At 47.2% G+C, this 16833-nt stretch carries 14 protein-coding genes; 7 read left to right on the top strand and 7 right to left on the bottom strand.

Going from position 1 to position 16833, the window contains the following annotated elements:
* Window positions 1–8 precede the first annotated feature (8 nt).
* A complete protein-coding gene (locus QUA33_RS20645) occupies window positions 9–2150 on the bottom strand; it encodes a flavin-dependent dehydrogenase (protein WP_333150746.1) in 2142 nt (713 codons plus the stop codon).
* Between the two features lie 193 nt (window positions 2151–2343).
* On the opposite strand from QUA33_RS20645, the gene QUA33_RS20640 reads away from it, so the two are divergent.
* Both QUA33_RS20640 and QUA33_RS20635 read left to right on the top strand, forming a co-directional pair.
* Window positions 2344–2577: a hypothetical protein gene (locus tag QUA33_RS20640; RefSeq protein ID WP_190662685.1), complete on the top strand. Its 234-nt coding sequence runs from the start codon at window positions 2344–2346 to the stop codon at window positions 2575–2577.
* A 46-nt stretch (window positions 2578–2623) separates the two neighbouring features.
* Window positions 2624–3187, top strand: coding sequence for a Uma2 family endonuclease (locus QUA33_RS20635; RefSeq protein WP_333150744.1), 564 nt, complete (start codon window positions 2624–2626; stop codon window positions 3185–3187).
* Between the two features lie 84 nt (window positions 3188–3271).
* Here QUA33_RS20635 and QUA33_RS20630 read toward each other — a convergent pair whose 3' ends face one another.
* Window positions 3272–4351: a M23 family metallopeptidase gene (locus tag QUA33_RS20630; protein ID WP_333150743.1), complete on the bottom strand. Its 1080-nt coding sequence runs from the start codon at window positions 4349–4351 to the stop codon at window positions 3272–3274.
* 161 nt (window positions 4352–4512) lie between these two features.
* On the opposite strand from QUA33_RS20630, the gene QUA33_RS20625 reads away from it, so the two are divergent.
* Window positions 4513–5226 (top strand): phosphatase PAP2 family protein, encoded by a 714-nt coding sequence (locus QUA33_RS20625; protein ID WP_333150741.1) that lies wholly within the window; start codon window positions 4513–4515, stop codon window positions 5224–5226.
* Between the two features lie 3 nt (window positions 5227–5229).
* Here the strand turns inward: QUA33_RS20625 and QUA33_RS20620 are convergent, their stop codons facing one another.
* Window positions 5230–6114, bottom strand: a complete 885-nt coding sequence (locus tag QUA33_RS20620; protein ID WP_333150739.1) for an aspartoacylase — start codon at window positions 6112–6114, stop codon at window positions 5230–5232.
* 258 nt (window positions 6115–6372) lie between these two features.
* Window positions 6373–6642 (bottom strand): type II toxin-antitoxin system VapB family antitoxin, encoded by a 270-nt coding sequence (locus QUA33_RS20615; protein WP_333150738.1) that lies wholly within the window; start codon window positions 6640–6642, stop codon window positions 6373–6375.
* 194 nt (window positions 6643–6836) lie between these two features.
* On the opposite strand from QUA33_RS20615, the gene QUA33_RS20610 reads away from it, so the two are divergent.
* From QUA33_RS20610 to QUA33_RS20595, 4 genes are all read left to right on the top strand, one after another.
* The gene (locus QUA33_RS20610) at window positions 6837–10334 is read left to right on the top strand and encodes a leucine-rich repeat domain-containing protein (protein ID WP_333150736.1); all 3498 of its coding nucleotides are present in this window, start codon (window positions 6837–6839) and stop codon (window positions 10332–10334) included.
* A 66-nt stretch (window positions 10335–10400) separates the two neighbouring features.
* Window positions 10401–10913: a dihydrofolate reductase family protein gene (locus QUA33_RS20605; protein ID WP_333150734.1), complete on the top strand. Its 513-nt coding sequence runs from the start codon at window positions 10401–10403 to the stop codon at window positions 10911–10913.
* A gap of 83 nt (window positions 10914–10996) precedes the next feature.
* Window positions 10997–11332 (top strand): XisI protein, encoded by a 336-nt coding sequence (locus QUA33_RS20600; protein ID WP_190732840.1) that lies wholly within the window; start codon window positions 10997–10999, stop codon window positions 11330–11332.
* Between the two features lie 7 nt (window positions 11333–11339).
* The gene (locus tag QUA33_RS20595; protein WP_333150731.1) at window positions 11340–11636 is read left to right on the top strand and encodes a hypothetical protein; all 297 of its coding nucleotides are present in this window, start codon (window positions 11340–11342) and stop codon (window positions 11634–11636) included.
* Window positions 11637–11719: 83 nt separating this feature from the next.
* Here the strand turns inward: QUA33_RS20595 and ileS are convergent, their stop codons facing one another.
* The 3 genes from ileS to QUA33_RS20580 all read right to left on the bottom strand — a co-directional run bounded on the left by ileS (window position 11720) and on the right by QUA33_RS20580 (window position 16631).
* Entirely contained in the window at window positions 11720–15310 is a 3591-nt protein-coding gene (gene ileS / locus QUA33_RS20590; protein ID WP_333150729.1) for an isoleucine--tRNA ligase, read from the bottom strand.
* Window positions 15311–15577: 267 nt separating this feature from the next.
* Window positions 15578–16141 carry a Uma2 family endonuclease gene (locus tag QUA33_RS20585; RefSeq protein WP_333150727.1) on the bottom strand — a complete coding sequence of 188 codons (564 nt, stop codon included), beginning with the start codon at window positions 16139–16141 and terminating at the stop codon, window positions 15578–15580.
* Between the two features lie 79 nt (window positions 16142–16220).
* Window positions 16221–16631, bottom strand: coding sequence for an Npun_F0494 family protein (locus QUA33_RS20580; protein WP_333096106.1), 411 nt, complete (start codon window positions 16629–16631; stop codon window positions 16221–16223).
* Window positions 16632–16833 lie beyond the last annotated feature (202 nt).

Genomic DNA, 16833 nt, shown 5'->3' with positions numbered 1-16833 from the left:
CTCAACACTCAACACTCTTTTCTCCCCTTTCCCATGCCGTAGGTGAGAGCATAGCTGGTAGCCAACAGCCACAGCCAAACAGCCGGATACCGGGGTTCCAACCAAGGCTGTACCCTGCGGGCGAAGCTGGGAAGCCATCCGAACAGCAAACTGGCCAAAGCCAGCAGAGTAAAATTCACGTAACTTCCCAGCCAGCGCCAAATATCCCCCAAGGTGACAAAATCTAAAATCCACAAGAGGAGAGAAGGATTTTTTCCGGCTGCTTCGATAGCTAGTCTATTGAAAGTTAGCCAGTCGGTTCTGTCTTTAATAAAAGTTTCGGCTACGGCAAGTTTTTGTGCTGCCAAAATACCGAAAAAGGTATTGAGAATTGAATTAATTCTTTGAGGTGGCAAACTGCTCCCGGTAGGAACCATCATGCCTTTAGAAAATAGCCAAGTTACTGAAACATTGCTCTGGTAGGCGCGAATTTGGTTTAAGTGATTTGCCGTCAGCAAATTGTGCTTTAAAGCTGTATCCAAAAGGTCTGTTAAGCGGAAAAGATTGCGGACGAGGGAGCCGAAGCCGGTGAAAACGAGGGGAGATTGCAAGGATGCTGCGTCGCCGATCGAGACTAGGCGATCGATCGCCACGGAGCGATCGCTGCTGTTGCTGCTAAAATGCCCCGGAATATAACCAAAGGTCGGTTTTTTCCACACCAATTTATCGACATCGCAGCGGCGGTATTCCGGCAAAATTGCGAAAAAATCCTCGTACATTTCCAGCAAAGAACCGGGATTATCGGGATGTACTTGGTGGTAGTGAAATAGATAAACTGTCAATTCTGTGCCTGCGCCTGGAAACAACTCCCAAATGAGCTGGCGTCCACGGGAAATGTCCCCGTGAGTGTAGAGCACATCCCCGTAATCGGAATCCCACACTCCCGGCTCAAATCCTCCGTCGATGACTGCCCCCACTGTCGGACAAACGCTGTCAAAAGTCCGCCCTTCGTTCAATTGCCAAGCGATCGGAGAAGCCGAACCCATTGCATCCACCAATAGCCGTCCTAATGCAGTGCGATCGGCTTTGGTCGGCAAGTGGCGGCCTTGAACTACTACTTTTTCTGCTTCAACATCGGCTCTAAGAAAGTCAGTTTCGTCCCAGATTTCCCCACCAGCTTCTGTTAACTTAACTCCCGCTAAATTCAGCAATTTTTCGCCGTCCAAAGCTACATTGAGTACCTTTGGTGTGTGCAGAACAGGCGCTTGAGCAACGGGCGGATTGTTAGCATCAAAAAACTTGTTGTAGCCATCTTTGTATTCTCTGGCAATCAAAGTTTCGATTTCTGCAGCAGTAAATAAACCCAAATCAATTAAGCTTTGAATTTCATCCCGCGAAATATTCCACTCGCGATTCATCCGCCCGAAAGGCATTCGTTCAACTAGCAGCACCCGGTAGCCCAATCTCGCCATGACTGCCGCGTGAATCACTCCCAAGGCCCCGCCAATATAAATTAAGTCGTAAAAAGTATCGCCAGCATCAGACACCGAAATTGTACCCTCTTTCTTCTTCCCTGTTCCTTCTGCCTTCTTCCCTGTTCCCTCTTCCTTCAAAAACACTACTTGTTTTGGCGTTTGAGGATTGCGAGTGCCTTCGCGCCAACGCTGTTCCCACCAGTAGACGCGCTTGAGGTCGTATTCGCCTTGAGGCATTTTTTGGAAGTATTTGACGGTCAATGGGTAATAGGGGGCAAGAGCCTCAAAAATTGACTGTTTGGAGAGGTCTATGAGAGGAGGTTCCCGGTAGCGATCGGGAAACTTGTTTCTCACAGCAAGATTCAGATTTTCCAGGAACTTTCTTTCTCCAGCAGGCGCCTCTTCTATACGAAAGACTTTTAAATAAGTGGTGCGCTGCAGTGACCAGACAAAGGTGGAAAGTTCTGTCGATCGCCAATTTGGGTTTCCTGAATTGGGGTCAGCGCAGGGGGGTTTGGGATTGGCATTTTGAGTTCCAGACTTGAGAACCTCGGCTGTTGTGGCTGGTGAAAGCAGTCGAAAGCCGTCAGCAGTAATAATTTTTTCTCCGATTCCGGGATCGAATTCGTGCTGCAACCAAGTGCAGACGGCTGCTGTATCCGGTGTCGGGACTTCTAGATAAAGAATTTCTTGCATGATTAGGCTCTCAATTCTGAATAAATTAATAAAGATGGGGGAGTTGACAAGGGAGCAAAGTAGGCTATACTCCCGAATACTTATTGAGTTTTAAATAAGTTTACAATGTTCTCAGATTTTTAGGTTTTCGATCGCTCTTGCTCTCGGTTGGCCCGCAGTGGCTGAATATCTACTCCTTTCGGTATGCACTTCTATGAATTATCCCATTCCTACGAATCCTCAAGAAATGATTGCTTTGCGACAGCAGCCGCTGAATGAAGAATTGGTGGCGTCGGCGATCGCGGGTGTGATTCAAATAGCTCGATCGCGATCTCAGTCTTTGGATGAATTGAAGGCTGAGGTACTCGCGGACGACAATCTGCTCGATTTTGCTCAGAGGCTATGGCTGAGCGACATTGTGGCTCAAGCTTGGAACAATTTGCCGTAGACTAGACTGCGGCTAAAAGATCTACTTCATTAGAGCTGAACTTAAAATGGTACAAACAAGATTAAAATCCTTAACTTTAGAAGAGTTTCTCCAACTACCGGAAACCAAACCTGCCAGCGAATACATTGATAATCAAATTATTCAGAAGCCCATGCCCCAAGGAAAACACAGTGCGACTCAATGCGAACTAATTATTTTCATTAACGCTATATTAAAACCAAAAAAAGTTGCACGAGCATTTCCAGAACTCCGGTGTACCTTTGGCGGAAGGTCAACAGTGCCTGATGTTTCAGTATTTGTTTGGGACAGAATTCCCGCCGATGATAACGGCGAAATTGCTAATGTCTTTCCCATAGCTCCTGATTGGACAATTGAGATTTTGTCGCCGGAACAAAGTCAAACTAAAGTTACTAAAAATATTCTGCACTGCTTAAATCATCAAACTCAAATGGGCTGGCTGATAGATCCCGACGAACAATGCGTATTTGTTTATGTTCCCCAGCAACAGACAGCAGTATTTGATGAACCAGAAATGCTGCTACCCGTGCCGTCCTTCGCTAGCGAACTGCGGTTGAGTGTCGGAGAATTATTTGGGTGGCTGCTGAAATAATCTTCGGAAGAGTGTCCTATTTTTAATATTTTTTACTTTTCCCTACTGCCAACAGTCAACAGTTAACAGTCAACAGTCAACGGACTAACGCAACTCAACTTCTCGCTTGACTTCTGCCAAAACTCGATCGCCCCGCGTCAACCGATATTCGGCCCGCCAAACTCCGGGAGTCAGAGGAGAATTTGTACTGTTTCTTTTGCCGACATAACCCAACCAAGTGCGGCTGGGGGCTTTAATTTCATTGGTTTGGTCAGCGATTGTTGTGCCGTTGGGTGCAAGTAATTTGTATTGTTCGCGATCGCCCTTGAGCACTCCGTAACTTTGCACCCAAAACAACAAAGCTGGACTGTTTGCAGGGAGTTGAGTCTCGGAAAATTGTCCTTCCCAGACAGCGTTGATATCGGGTGGCTTATTGGCAAAACCGGCCCGAATTAAACCTGTGGAAATATAGTCTAGAGGCTTGTCCCAAATAGGATTGCGGGCGATGTTGCAGCCTGCCTTCGCGTCGGGCCCGACAAACGGATCTACGGGTTTGCCTTGATAGCGAAAAGTTACGTGTACGTGGGGGAAAGATGCCATCCCAGAGTTTCCCACCATGCCCAAAACAGTGCCTTTTTGTACCTGCGTCCCCGGTTTGACGGCAACGCTTCCTTTGCGGAGGTGGCAGTATTGGGCTTCCCAACCACCGCCGTGGTCGATTACCATGCCGTTGCCGCATTCTGTGCCTGCGATGCTGGCTTTGTCTGTATCGTTCTGTAAACGCCGATCGACCACACCATCTCGTGCTCGCAAAACTTTGCCTGCAGCGGAGGCAATAACTGGCACTCCTTTTGCCATTGCTTTGGCGTCGGGAATCGCAAAGTCTGTACCGTCGTGCCCGTCGTAGGTTTGGCGCCCGCAGCCAAAATCGACGGCGGTGGGACCGGGTTCTCGATCGAAATACAGCAATACAAAACAGTCTTTTCCTAGGGTACAGCCGATCGGCTGACCGAACTGCGGGTGGTTCGGCTTTTGGGCGACTGCGGTCGAGACGAGACGCTGGGCGATCGTGTGGGCTTCGGCGATCGGGGCACTTACTCCGCTGTTGTTATCACAACTAGCAAGACTTGTCAACCCACAGGTCAACAAAATTGCAGAAATGTATTTTTTTGATAGTATAGTCATTCGCCGGTGGGATGTAAAAGCTGAGGTGGGTAGTGAAAAATCAATTAATGATTCAGAATAAAGGGACTCAAGAATCTTGACGATCGGTAAGGTGTTTTCGTTTCCGATAGTTGTTGTATTATTTTCAGTTGAAACTTTTAAAAGTTGAAATTACTTAAAAAATGCGCTCTAAAATTCGATCGCTCATTTCTATAATTCGGCTGGCAGGGCTTGGTGTTGCTGCTTTGGCGATGTGGGGATTTGCCACTATTGCCGAAGAGGTTTTGGAAAAGGAAACCTACGCTTTCGATAAATCTATTTTACTATATCTTAGGAGCCTTCACACTCCGCTGCGCGATCGCATCATGCTCGCCTTTACATCTTTGGGAGAGCCAAATTTGCTGCTAGCGCTGAGCGTGAGTTTGGGTATTATCTTGTGGGTGGGCAAACATCGCTCCGAAGCCACAACGATTGCAGTTACTGGCGCAGGGGCGGTAGGTTTAAACCTACTGTTAAAAAAACTTTTTGCGCGCGCTAGACCTCAACTTTGGGAGCGCGTTGTTGACGTTCGCTTTTACAGTTTTCCTAGCGGACACGCGATGATTTCAATGGTTATTTACGGTTTGTTAGGATATTTCTTGGGTTCGCGCTTTCCCAGGCAACGCTGGTGGATTTACAGCTTGACAGTTGTATTAATTGCTGCTATTGGTTTGAGCCGGCTTTACCTAGGAGTTCACTGGCCTACCGATGTTATTGCCGGTTATACGGCGGGTTTGGTGTGGCTGATTGCCTGTATTCTCAGTTTGGAAGTATGGAAGCAATTTCGTTCTGTTAGTGCGCCTTCTGAAGAAGAGTTTTTGTCACCAGAACCCTCTCAAGAAATAACTAATGACTGATGACTAATAACTAACAACTATTTGCTTTTGGGTAAAACACATGGCAATTCCTTTTTCGTAGTAAGCAGCCTCGTTAATAAAAATGGGATAAACGGTTGATTTACCTTCATACAATACCGACTCACCATCCAAGGTCAAAAACATCGGATCGCCGGGATTCAGGGCTTGATAATCTCTGAATTGCAGATGAGGATGAATCATTGCCTGAATTTCTCTGTTCTCGTTTCTGGGATAGTCGATCGCCCCAATGGTGTGATAAATAGTCAGGGGATTCTTGGCAGCAGGCATTGTGCCTTCATTGTAGGCTTCTACGCAGTCTAATATCGTGCCGACCACTTGCTCAGTTTGCTGAAATAAAGACGCATCCAAGACGCCTTGCGGCACTGCACCAACTTCCAGCGTACCGCCTAATTCGGAAAGCGATCGCAGCAAAGGACTATCATGATTCTTGGTTGTAGAAGCGAGTACCTTGAGGTGGGGATACACAGAGGTTAAATAAGCTGCTAGTTGGAGGTTAAATGGATGATGGCTGGCGAGAATAAAAGTTAGCCCCATGTTGGATGTGGTGCTGTGCAAATCGATAATTAAGTTGGGCTGATGAGTGTTTTTTGAGTGAAAAATGCCGTAGATTTCTTTCGCCCGCTGCGCTTCATAGCTGGAGAGATGGGGATTTTCTAAATCTTGCTTTCTAAAGCAGCGGTTGAGGTCGATATCGATATAGCGTGTCCCGATTTCGCAAGCTTTGGGATTGGCTAGCAGAGTCATAGTTTCAAAAGTCGATCGCCCAATTAACTCTGGCGCGCGATCGAATTTCTTCACGAGGTAAATTCCTGTGAGTTCGTTTCCGTGGGTTCCTCCCACTATGGCAACACGTTTAATTTGGTTCATAGACAAATAACTTCCTATCCCCAGCCTATCACCCTTTGTCATCTGTTGGTAAGAAACATGAGATTGAGGTTTATTATGTGTTTATATTTAAATTATCTAAAGTTTAAGTAAGTAGGTATCACACGCAGAACTGAGAAACCAGGTTTATCTGGGTATTTCTCGCCACTACTAAACCAAAAACTCATTACGATCGCCACCGCGAAGAAATCGATCGCATTATTTCGGAGATAATGTTGGTATCGAGTAAATAACGCAGCCTCATTCAAAGATGACCTCGCGTCCTGCAAAAGTTCGATAGCGAACTTCTCCCCAAATTTCATCAGGATTTAAACCCAGTTCGTGCAGTTGATATTTTTCACGAAATGCACTGAGAGATTCTCCAAAGCTAAGTTCTAGATTCTGTGGCTGTTTGCGGCGTTGAATGTATTCGCGCAAGGCGATTTCAACTAGAGTCTCGAACTCAATTTCTCCCTCAAGTTCGATCGCCTCTTGCAGCAGTGCGGTATCCACATTCAGGCTCGTCACCATTGGCTTTCCTCTTTTAACGGTTATTTTATTATAGTTGTGATGTCTCGCTCAGAAACCGGGTTTTGGCCCAGAAGACGCATGACAGTGTAGAAACAAAAAAAAACCCGGTTTCTTTGATTGTGACGCGCGGGCAACTGCCCACCAAGCGAAAATTCCTGTCACAATAAAATGAATCATACCGAGAGACAAAGGGCATGACGCGAGAGGAAGCAGTGCGGCGAATTGACCAAGCAGCCGAGGAAAATTTGACGGAACTGGATTTGTCGGGGCTGGACTTGGAGGAATTGCCGCCGGAGATTGGCAAGTGCACGCAGCTTGAGACTCTGGTTTTGGGGAAGGTATATCAATCCAGCAGTGTTGGTAGTAAATGGACTCCGCAGCCGATTACGAATCAATTAAGCGCACTGCCGGAGGAAGTGCGATATCTGGGAAATTTGCGATCGCTCGACCTCAGTGGCAATCCATTCGGAACGATACCAGAATTGCTGCTGGAAATGAAGCAATTAAAGAGTTTAAATTTAACCAGTATTGGTTTAACAGAACTTCCAGAGGCGATCGGGCAACTGTCGAATCTGACACAGCTTGACCTCAGTGGCAATCAGATTATACAAATCCCAGATGCGATCAGCAAACTATCAAATTTGACATGGCTGATCCTCATAGGCAATCAGATTACCTCCATCCCAGAGGCGATAGGGCAACTGTCGAATCTGACACAGCTTGACCTCAGTTTCAATCAGATTACCTCCATCCCAGATGTGATAGGGCAACTGTCGAATCTGACACAACTTGACCTCAGTTTCAATCAGATTACCTCCATCCCAGATGCGATCGGTCAACTACCGAATCTGACACAGCTTGACCTCAGTAGCAATCAGATTACCTCCATCCCAGATGCGATCGGTCAACTACCGAATCTGAGATGGCTTGAGCTCAGTTTCAATCAAATTACCCAAATCCCAGATGCGATCAACCAACTGTCCAATTTGACACTGCTTAACCTCAGTCACAATCAGATTACCCAAATCCCAGAAGCGATCGGGCAACTGTCGAATCTGACACAGCTTGTCCTCATAAACAATCAGATTACTCAAATCCCAGAAGCGATCGGGCAACTGTCGAATCTGACACAGCTTGTCCTCATAAACAATCAGATTACTCAAATCCCAGAAGCGATCGGGCAACTGTCCAATTTGACACAGCTTTCCCTCAGTAGCAATCAGATTACCTCCATCCCAGAGGCGCTCGGCAAACTGTCCAATTTGACACAGCTTGAGCTCAGTAGCAATCAGATTACCTCCATCCCAGAGGCGCTCGGCAAACTGTCGAATAATCTGGCACATCTTTACCTCAATAATAATCAGATTACCCAAATCCCAAATGCGATCGCCCAACTGTTTAATCTGACAGTGCTTTTCCTCAATAGCAATCAGATTACCCAAATCCCAAATGCGATCGTCCAACTGTTTAATTTGACACATCTTTACCTCAGTAACAATCAAATTACCCAAATCCCAGAAGCGATCGCCCAACTGTCCAATTTGACACAGATTTCCCTCAGTAACAATCAGATTGAGACTATTCCTGAATACTTGGAAACACTGCCACAACTTAAATACCTGGATCTCCGTGACAATCCCCTGCCCATTTCTCCAGAAGTTCTAGGGCCCGCCAACCGGAACGAAGCCCCCGGTACTCCCGCCACCATCTTCAACTACCTGCGGCAACTCCGCAGCGGCGAAGTTCTCCCCCTCAACGAAGCCAAAGTCCTTCTCGTCGGGCAAAGCAGCGTCGGCAAAACCTCCCTAATTAACTGCCTCACCGGCAAAAAATACAACCCCAACGAGCCCCAAACCGACGGACTCAACATCACAGACTGGACAATTACAGTCAACACTAAAGAGGTCAAACTCAACGTCTGGGACTTCGGCGGACAAGAAATCTACCACGCCACCCACCAATTTTTCCTTACCAAACGCAGCCTCTACCTGCTGGTGTGCAACTGCCGCACCAGCGAAGACGAAAACCGCCTCGAATACTGGCTGAAACTGATCGAAAGCTTCGGCGACGCTTCCCCCGTGATCCTCGTCGGCAACAAGTGCGACGAACAACCCCTGGATCTCAACCGCAAAGCCTTGCGGGACAAATATCCCAACATCAAAGCGATTGTCGAAACCTCCTGCAAAAGCGGAACCGGCATCGACGAACTCCGCAGCGCCATCCACACCGAAATCTCCCAACTCAAAGAAGTCTACGATCTTTTGCCGCTAAGCTGGTTCCAAGTCAAGCAGCGCCTGGAAAACCTCGACAAAGACATCATCAGCATCAGCGAATACGCCACCATCTGCGCCAAAGAAAACATCTTTGAAGAAACCGACCAAACCCAACTGATCGGACTGCTGCACAACCTGGGCATTGTCCTCAACTTCCGCGAACACCCGATCCTGCAATCCACCAACATCCTCAATCCCCACTGGGTGACAGAAGGCATCTATGCCCTCCTCAGCGACGACGAACTCAAAGTCAAAACCAAAGGCATTCTCACCTACGCCGACCTCAGCCGCATCCTCGACTCAAATAAATATCCCCGCCAGCGTTACCACTGCCTCACCGGGTTGATGGAGGAATTTGAACTCTGCTTCCCCGTCAGCCATTGTCCCGCGCCGACTTTCCTCATCCCCGGCATCTTGCCCAAAGAGGAACCGCAAAACACCAAACTCCAAGGCGAAACCCTGGAATTTCAATATCACTACCGCATCCTCCCCGACAGCATCCTCTCGCGGTTCATCGTCCTCATGCACGAGAAAATCCACAACTGTACCCACTGGCGCACGGGGGTTATGCTGGAGTACATGGAAGGCGCTGAGGTGTACAACATCGCCCGGATCAAATCTGACCCGGAAGATAAGAAAATCTTTATTGCCGTTAGCGGGCGGGAATCGACGCGACGTTCTTTCCTCAGCATGATCCGCGATACGTTTACCAAAATCCACAATTCTTTTGCCAATCTGGAAATCAGTCAATGGGTGCCAGTTCCCGGTTATCCCGATGCCGATCCGCTGGATTATGATGAATTGCTAGGGCTGGAGGAGATGGGCGAGAATACAGTGCGTGTCGGCAAACTTAAACTCAAACTCGATTTGCGACAGTTGCTGGATGGGTATGAGTCGATCGAACTTCGGCGCAGAAACCAAATGGGCGATGACAAATACGGAAGAGAATATGACGACCTTGTAGATATCGCTAAACGACTCGCTAGCAAACCCACTAATATTACAGCCGAAGCAAAAGTTATGACTGAAAACTCTTCCAAAACCAACAACTTCAATGGCCCGATGTCTGGTGTTATAGGCAGCGACAACGCGCAAGTTAGCAATAATGAATTCAAGCAAATCAATAATGCCAATACTGCGGAAATTCTCCAATTAATCTCATCAATGCGTGAAACCGCGACGCAGTTTCCCGAAGACATCCGCGAGGGGATAATTATTGATATTGAAGATGTGGAAGCGGAAATTAAGAAACCGGAGAACCAATGGAATAAAACCAGATTAAAGAAAAGCTTAACAGCTCTTGTAGCGGCGGGTACTGCGATCGGAGTTGGCATCGCAGGCGTGACTGATTTTGCTGATAAGGCGATCGATGTCGGTCAAAAGCTGGGTATCGAACTCAAGCTACCGTCACGACACTAAATCATTTAAAATTAAGGTAGTTGGGGCGACGATAGCCCCAATTATTCCAAAAACCTGGGTTTTGCCATGCGTAAAATTGTACTATTCATTGCATCTAGTTTAGACGGTTATATCGCGCGATCGAATGGCGATATCGACTGGCTGTTTACAGACCAAAATTACGGTTATAGTAACTTCTTAGATAGCATCGATACGGTTCTCATGGGTCGGAAAACTTACGAACAAGTTCTAACTTTTGGCGAGTATCCCTACCAAGAAAAAAAGAGTTATGTTTTTACTAAAAATCTAGATTTTCAAGCCACTTCTGATGTCGAAGTGGTAACAGATTTAGAGAGTTTTGTCAATGACTTGCGCTTGCTTGAGGGCAAGAATATTTGGTTGGTGGGAGGTTCTCTGCTGATTCGCGATTTCCTGAATCAAAATTTTGTTAACGAAGTGATTCTGTCGGTGCACCCGATTATTTTAGGCGAGGGAATCGCTTTATTTGTTAATCCCATAAATACTACAGCTTTGCAGTTAACTGGATGTCAGACATACAGTTCTGGTATGGTTCAGCTATCTTATGATGTCGCGACTTGAGGGCGCGCCCAATTGCTAAGTCGCTTGCCAAATACTGTCACTTGATTATCAAAAAACGTAGGATAGGACTTAGTAAGTTGGCTATGGAAAAATTAAGCAAATATAGGCAAATTGTGCAGCAAATGTTACTGGAGTACGGCAAGCGCAAACCTGCTCACGGAGACATTGAAGTCGAGACAATTCTTGATACAGAACGAGATCATTACCAAATCTTTTATGTGGGCTGGGACAAGCAGACTAGGGTGCATCACTGTAGCATTCACATTGATATCAAGGGCGGGAAAATTTGGCTTCAATGGAATGCCACTGAAGATGATATTGCTGAAGATTTAGTAATAGCCGGAGTTCCCAAAGAGGATATTGTTTGGGGATTTCAGCCACCGTTTATGCGGAAGTATACGGGTTATGCAGTGGAATAGATCGCAGATGATGAAATGTGTTTGCTACTTTTTGTTATTAATATCTTTTTTCTGGGTCGCGCTTCCTGCTGAAGCCTCTGTATGCCGCAATTATCAAGGAAGCGAGATTTGCATTGTCGATATCAAACGCAGTGCAAAAAATTATTGGGAATACAGGGTAATTCTGAGTGTTGATGGAGTGAAAAAGCCTCTGGAAGTCTACAATTGCCGCGATCGCACTACAGTTAAAAAAGATGGAACAGTTTTGACGTTTGGACAAAACAACCCTGGTGAAATCGTCTGCCGTTTTTTTAATCAGAAATAACTAAATCAAGTTATTGTAAGGTGCGCTTCGGGCTGAATGTGGCAACCACAAACTCAATAATTTTTCCCGAAGCGCACCCTACGTTAGAATTTGCCGTCTACTGCTGAAACGCAGCGTTCGCAAATTAGCGGATGTTCGATCGACTCTCCGACGTGAGTAGAGTAATTCCAGCAACGATCGCACTTTTCCCCGTCTGCTTTCACTACACCAATCGCCAACTCGGGAGACTGATAACTGTACGGCAATTCTTGCAGGATTGCATTCGATTCAACCAGTTCCACTTCCGAAGTAATGAACAAATACCGCAGTTCGTCTACACCCTTGCCGGTCATTGTAGAATCGTGCCCTGCAGCTATTTCAGCAGGAATTTCTGGTTTGGGTTCGATCGCAATTACTTCTGCTTGCGGGATTTGGGGTGTTTCTACAAACACTTTTTCGGCTGGGGCTGTTTGTACGATCGCCTGTGTTTCTACAAGCACAAGCGCTGTATCTAAAGCCGGTGCGAGGACGATCGCCTTTGTTTCTGCAAGTACAAGCGCCGTACTCCGGCCCACCACATCTGCTGTCAGGAAATCAATTTGTTCTGCAATTTTTTGACGGTTGGTGGCAAACAGCAAGTGACGGAAAGCAAACCAGATTGTAAATAAGATGCCGATGACTTCCAATAAGCCTCCCAAAAGCGGAATCTGATTCATCGTATCCAAAATCGCCAGCGTTACTCTGCCCGTTATCACCACAGAAGCTAACAGTCCAAGTGTTACCAGCGCTTTTTGGTATTCTGTGAAAAACTTGCCCGCGTATTCAGGCAAATTAGCCACAAACTCGGCGGCTCGATCTAAGATTGGCCCAGAATCTGAAGCCGACAGTTCAGGGGCGGAATACTGTACGATCTCAGAAGATCGATCGCCCTTTTCTCCGATCTTTTCCGCCTCCACATAAACTGTGTTTTCTGTCAAGACTTTGGCAACTTTTGCCGCTTGTTCTTCCTGTCTATCTTGTGCTGCTTTTGCTTTTTCCTCTGCTGCTAACTCGATGACTGAATTTTGCGATCGCACATAGTCCACCAATTCTTCGCTGCTGGGATTCAAAGCTTGCAATTGCTCTCTTTTCTCAACATCGGGAACGTACAGCAAAACCTTAGCTTCCAAAGAAGAACCGATCGCCTTTTCAATCCGGGCTTTTTCCAAAACCTTGTTAACTTCGCCGCGCACTTGTCGCAAATACTGCCAGCGAGTAGCTAATTCTGGATTGTGCCATGAAGCATCAATTTGCACCCAGCCCGCTTCAAACACGGACTTGTAGGGAGTCGGATAGGGAAGGTACTGCCAAATATCCTCAGCCATGTGACACAAAACAGGTGCGATCGCCCGTGCTAAATTCTCCACAGCAATTGCAATCACCGTCTGACAACTGCGGCGGCGAAGGGTATCTGTCGCGCTGATGTAAAGTCTGTCTTTGGCAATATCCAAGTAAAAATTCGATAAATCCACCGTGCAGAAATTCTGCACAGTTTGGAAAAATCTGGAAAATTGGAAGCTTTCAAAAGCATCTTGGACTTCCGCAAAAACTTCGCCCATTCTGTGCAGCATATAGCGGTCGAGTTCCGGCAATTCCTCGTAAACAACCGCATCTTTTGCGGGGTCAAAGTCGTGCAAATTGCCCAGCAAAAACTTAGCTGTATTGCGAATTTTGCGGTAAACATCCGATTGCTGTTTGAGAATGTTTTTGCCCAAAGGCACGTCTGCCGAGTAGTCTACCGAAGACACCCACAACCGCAAAACATCGGCTCCATATTCCTTAATTACTGCCGCCGGATCGACGACATTGCCTTCAGATTTGCTCATCTTGCGGCCTTTTTCATCGAGTACAAAACCGTGAGTCAAAACTGTTTTGTAAGGAGCGACGCCGTTTGTTGCTACACTGGTCAGCAAACTCGATTGAAACCAGCCGCGGTGTTGGTCTGAACCTTCCAAATAGATATCAGCAGGATAGTTTAATTCCGATCGACCTTTGGCAACTGCGGCCCAGGAAGAACCAGAGTCAAACCACACATCCATCGTGTCGGTTCCCTTGCGGTAAGTGCGGCCGTTATTGCGGTAAGATTCCGGCAGCAATTCGCCGATCGACAATTCCCACCAAGCATCCGAACCGCGTTCGGCAAAGATGGCTTGCACGTGGGCGATCGTTTCTTCATTTAACAGCGGTTCGTTGGTTTCTTCGTCGTAAAATACGGGAATCGGAACGCCCCAAGTCCGCTGGCGAGAAATACACCAATCCGATCGATCGCCCACCATTGCAGTAATCCGATTTTCCCCTTGGGCGGGAATCCAATTCACACCGGCGATCGCTTTTAGGGCTTCATCTCGGAACCCTTCTACGGAGGCAAACCACTGTTCTGTCGCCCGAAAAATGGTCGGCTTTTTCGTGCGCCAATCGTAAGGATAAGAGTGAGCGTAACTTTCCTCTTTAATCAAACAATTTGCTTCGGCAAGGGCATCAATGACTGCTGCATTGCCATTTCCGAGGACATTTAAACCTGCGAACTGTCCGGCTTCTGCGGTGAAATTTCCGTTCTCATCTACGGGTGTTAAAACTGGTAAACCGCAGCGTTTTCCTACTATAAAGTCTTCTTGTCCGTGGCCGGGTGCAGTGTGCACCAACCCTGTCCCGGAATCAGCGGTAATGTAGTCACCGCCGGCAACAATTGGACTTTCGCGATCGAACAGCGGGTGTTTGTAGCTGCAACCTTCTAATTCTTTGCCTTTGAAGGTAGCAAGTATTTTTAATTCAGTGTTAAAAGTTGCCGACAGCCGATCGACCGCATCGACAGCTACTAACATAAATTGTTGTGCGATGTGGGAATTTGCCGGCGGTTCCACCACCGCATAAGTCAGTTCGGGATTGACTGCGATCGCCAAGTTTGCCGGAATTGTCCAGGGGGTAGTCGTCCAAATCGCCGCCCAGAGGCTCGGCATATAGCGCTTGAGCTTCGTTTGCAGGGATTTTGACAATTTTTTCACATGGAAGCCGACGTAGATGCTACGCGACGTGTGGCCTTCGGGATATTCCAATTCAGCTTCGGCGAGGGCTGTTTTCGAGCTCGGACTCCAGTGAACCGGTTTGAAGCCGCGGTAGATGTAGCCTTTGAGAACCATTTGACCGAAAACGCCGATTTGAGCGGCTTCGTATTCGGGTTTCATGGTTAAATACGGGTGTTTCCAGTCGCCCCAAACGCCGTAGCGCTGGAAGGATTCGCGCTGCTGTTCCATTGTTTGCTGCGCGAAGGCAGAGGCTTTGCGGCGGAGTTCGATCGGGGAAAGATTTAGCCGTTCCTCCGATTTCATGTTCTGCAATACTTTAAGTTCGATCGGCAATCCGTGACAATCCCAACCGGGAACGTAGCGGACTTTTTTGCCGCGCAGCATTTGGTAGCGGTTGATAAAGTCTTTGAGGATTTTGTTGAGGGCGTGGCCGATGTGGAGTTGTCCGTTAGCGTAGGGTGGCCCGTCGTGGAGGATGAACAAATCGCCTGGGTTATTTTCCGAAAGGCGATCGTAGATTTCTTGATCGGCCCAAAACTGTTGCAATTCTGGTTCGCGTTTGACGGCGTTGGCGCGCATATCAAACTTGGTTTTGGGCAGGTTTACCGTGTCTTTGTAAGATTTAGCTTCCATTTTTGAGAAACGTTTTATGTAGTTAGTTGTTAGTAGTTAGCGGTTATTTGAGTGATGATATCAAGTCCGGTTAAATAATCATAATTAAGTTTGTAGTGACAACTTTAGTCATCTCTCGTCATTGAAGAGCTGACAACCAGATATTCTAGTATAGGCGATCGACCGCACATTAGATCGAAGCAAATCCGTAGAGAGCTCTCTCTTTTCTTCCTCTGCGCCCTCTGCGCCCTCTGCGGTTAAATCATTCCTAAACAAATCGAGGTTGCGCTACTCAGTCAGCCAACTGAACATTTCACCGACAGTGAGATTGAAGGATTCGGCGAAGGGTGGAACGGGGATGCGATCGCCCGGTTCTTCAAAAACTGCTATGGTGCGATCGGCAAAATAGACAAATACCAGTTCTTCTTCCGGGTCAATCAGCCAGCCCATCTGAGTCCCGTGGGCGAGACTGTGGAGAATGTTGCGGACGACTTTAGTTTGACTTTGGTCGGGGGAAAGAATTTCGATTGTCCAGTCGGGGGCGATAGCGAAAGTGTTGGCTACTTCGCCGTTTTCGTCGCGGGGAATGCGTTCCCAGGTAAAGACTGCAAGATCGGGTACTGTCGATCGACCGCCAAAGGTACAGCGCAATTCTGGATAAGCGCGGGCGATGCGTTGGGGTTTGAGTACCCGGTTGATCTCAGCACCCAAATCGCTTTGAATTGTGCTGTGTTTTCCTTGGCGCATAGGTTTCTGGATAATTTGACCGTCGATGAATTCGCTGGCCGGTTTGGTTTCCGGCCTTTGGAGAAATTCATCTAGAGTCAAAGATTTGGTCGGGGTTTGAACCATTAGACCTCTTGCACTCCCAAGCTTTCCTATTCTGAAATTATCTGCGTTTATCCGTGTTTATCTGCTTTACATCTGCGGTTTATAAGAACAGTCCCAACCCGCGGCTAACGGCATTTCCCATGCGATCGCACAATGACGCCGCCGGCACTCCCTGTCCTTCCTGTTCCCATTTTTCCACGAGTTGGCGGCCTAGGGGCGTGAGGCGAAAACTGTCGGTAATCCCTTGTCCGTCTACTTCCCGTCGCAACACGCCGACTTGGATCAGCCAAAGTAGCGAGTTTTCGGCTACGAGTTCGGATACGGGCGATCGGGTGTAGCCGCTTTCGACACCCGTGTTTGAGGCGATCGCAGTTAGGAAAACGCTGTTATCGCGGATTGTCTGGAAGAAGTGTAATTGAAAAGGGGAACAGCGGACGGCGCGATCGGCTCTTTTGACAGTGCGATCGGGATAACTAATAGATTTAAACGCTTCGGATGGGATAAAAGTCATTGAGAGAACTTTTGAGTAGCTACTATTTTTATCATCACCTATTTATAGTCAAGAGAGTAGATTTCTCACAAATTTACCTAAATTATGATATAGGCTCAACAGAGTCCCAACTGGCGTATGATTAATAAGCTGTTCGACATCTAAACTGCATCAACTCGCGTTACCTTTGTTTTTGATCTTTCGGTTCCATTTCATAATTAAT

Origin of the sequence: Microcoleus sp. Pol14D4 (assembly GCF_036701245.1) — a bacterium.
Classification (GTDB): Bacteria; Cyanobacteriota; Cyanobacteriia; order Cyanobacteriales; family Microcoleaceae; genus Microcoleus.
The sequence above is the reverse complement of the archived record's forward strand: the minus strand, read 5'-3'. Positions and strand labels throughout refer to the sequence as shown.

Coding starts and splice junctions, on each gene's coding strand:
- ileS (WP_333150729.1), bottom strand. CDS start 15,310: ATGGAAGCTAAATCTTACAAAGACACGGTAAACCTGCCCAAAACCAAG.
- QUA33_RS20580 (WP_333096106.1), bottom strand. CDS start 16,631: ATGACTTTTATCCCATCCGAAGCGTTTAAATCTATTAGTTATCCCGAT.
- QUA33_RS20620 (WP_333150739.1), bottom strand. CDS start 6,114: ATGAACCAAATTAAACGTGTTGCCATAGTGGGAGGAACCCACGGAAAC.
- QUA33_RS20600 (WP_190732840.1), top strand. CDS start 10,997: ATGGAAAAATTAAGCAAATATAGGCAAATTGTGCAGCAAATGTTACTG.
- QUA33_RS20630 (WP_333150743.1), bottom strand. CDS start 4,351: ATGACTATACTATCAAAAAAATACATTTCTGCAATTTTGTTGACCTGT.
- QUA33_RS20595 (WP_333150731.1), top strand. CDS start 11,340: ATGATGAAATGTGTTTGCTACTTTTTGTTATTAATATCTTTTTTCTGG.
- QUA33_RS20640 (WP_190662685.1), top strand. CDS start 2,344: ATGAATTATCCCATTCCTACGAATCCTCAAGAAATGATTGCTTTGCGA.
- QUA33_RS20625 (WP_333150741.1), top strand. CDS start 4,513: ATGCGCTCTAAAATTCGATCGCTCATTTCTATAATTCGGCTGGCAGGG.
- QUA33_RS20645 (WP_333150746.1), bottom strand. CDS start 2,150: ATGCAAGAAATTCTTTATCTAGAAGTCCCGACACCGGATACAGCAGCC.
- QUA33_RS20635 (WP_333150744.1), top strand. CDS start 2,624: ATGGTACAAACAAGATTAAAATCCTTAACTTTAGAAGAGTTTCTCCAA.
- QUA33_RS20615 (WP_333150738.1), bottom strand. CDS start 6,642: ATGGTGACGAGCCTGAATGTGGATACCGCACTGCTGCAAGAGGCGATC.
- QUA33_RS20610 (WP_333150736.1), top strand. CDS start 6,837: ATGACGCGAGAGGAAGCAGTGCGGCGAATTGACCAAGCAGCCGAGGAA.
- QUA33_RS20585 (WP_333150727.1), bottom strand. CDS start 16,141: ATGGTTCAAACCCCGACCAAATCTTTGACTCTAGATGAATTTCTCCAA.
- QUA33_RS20605 (WP_333150734.1), top strand. CDS start 10,401: ATGCGTAAAATTGTACTATTCATTGCATCTAGTTTAGACGGTTATATC.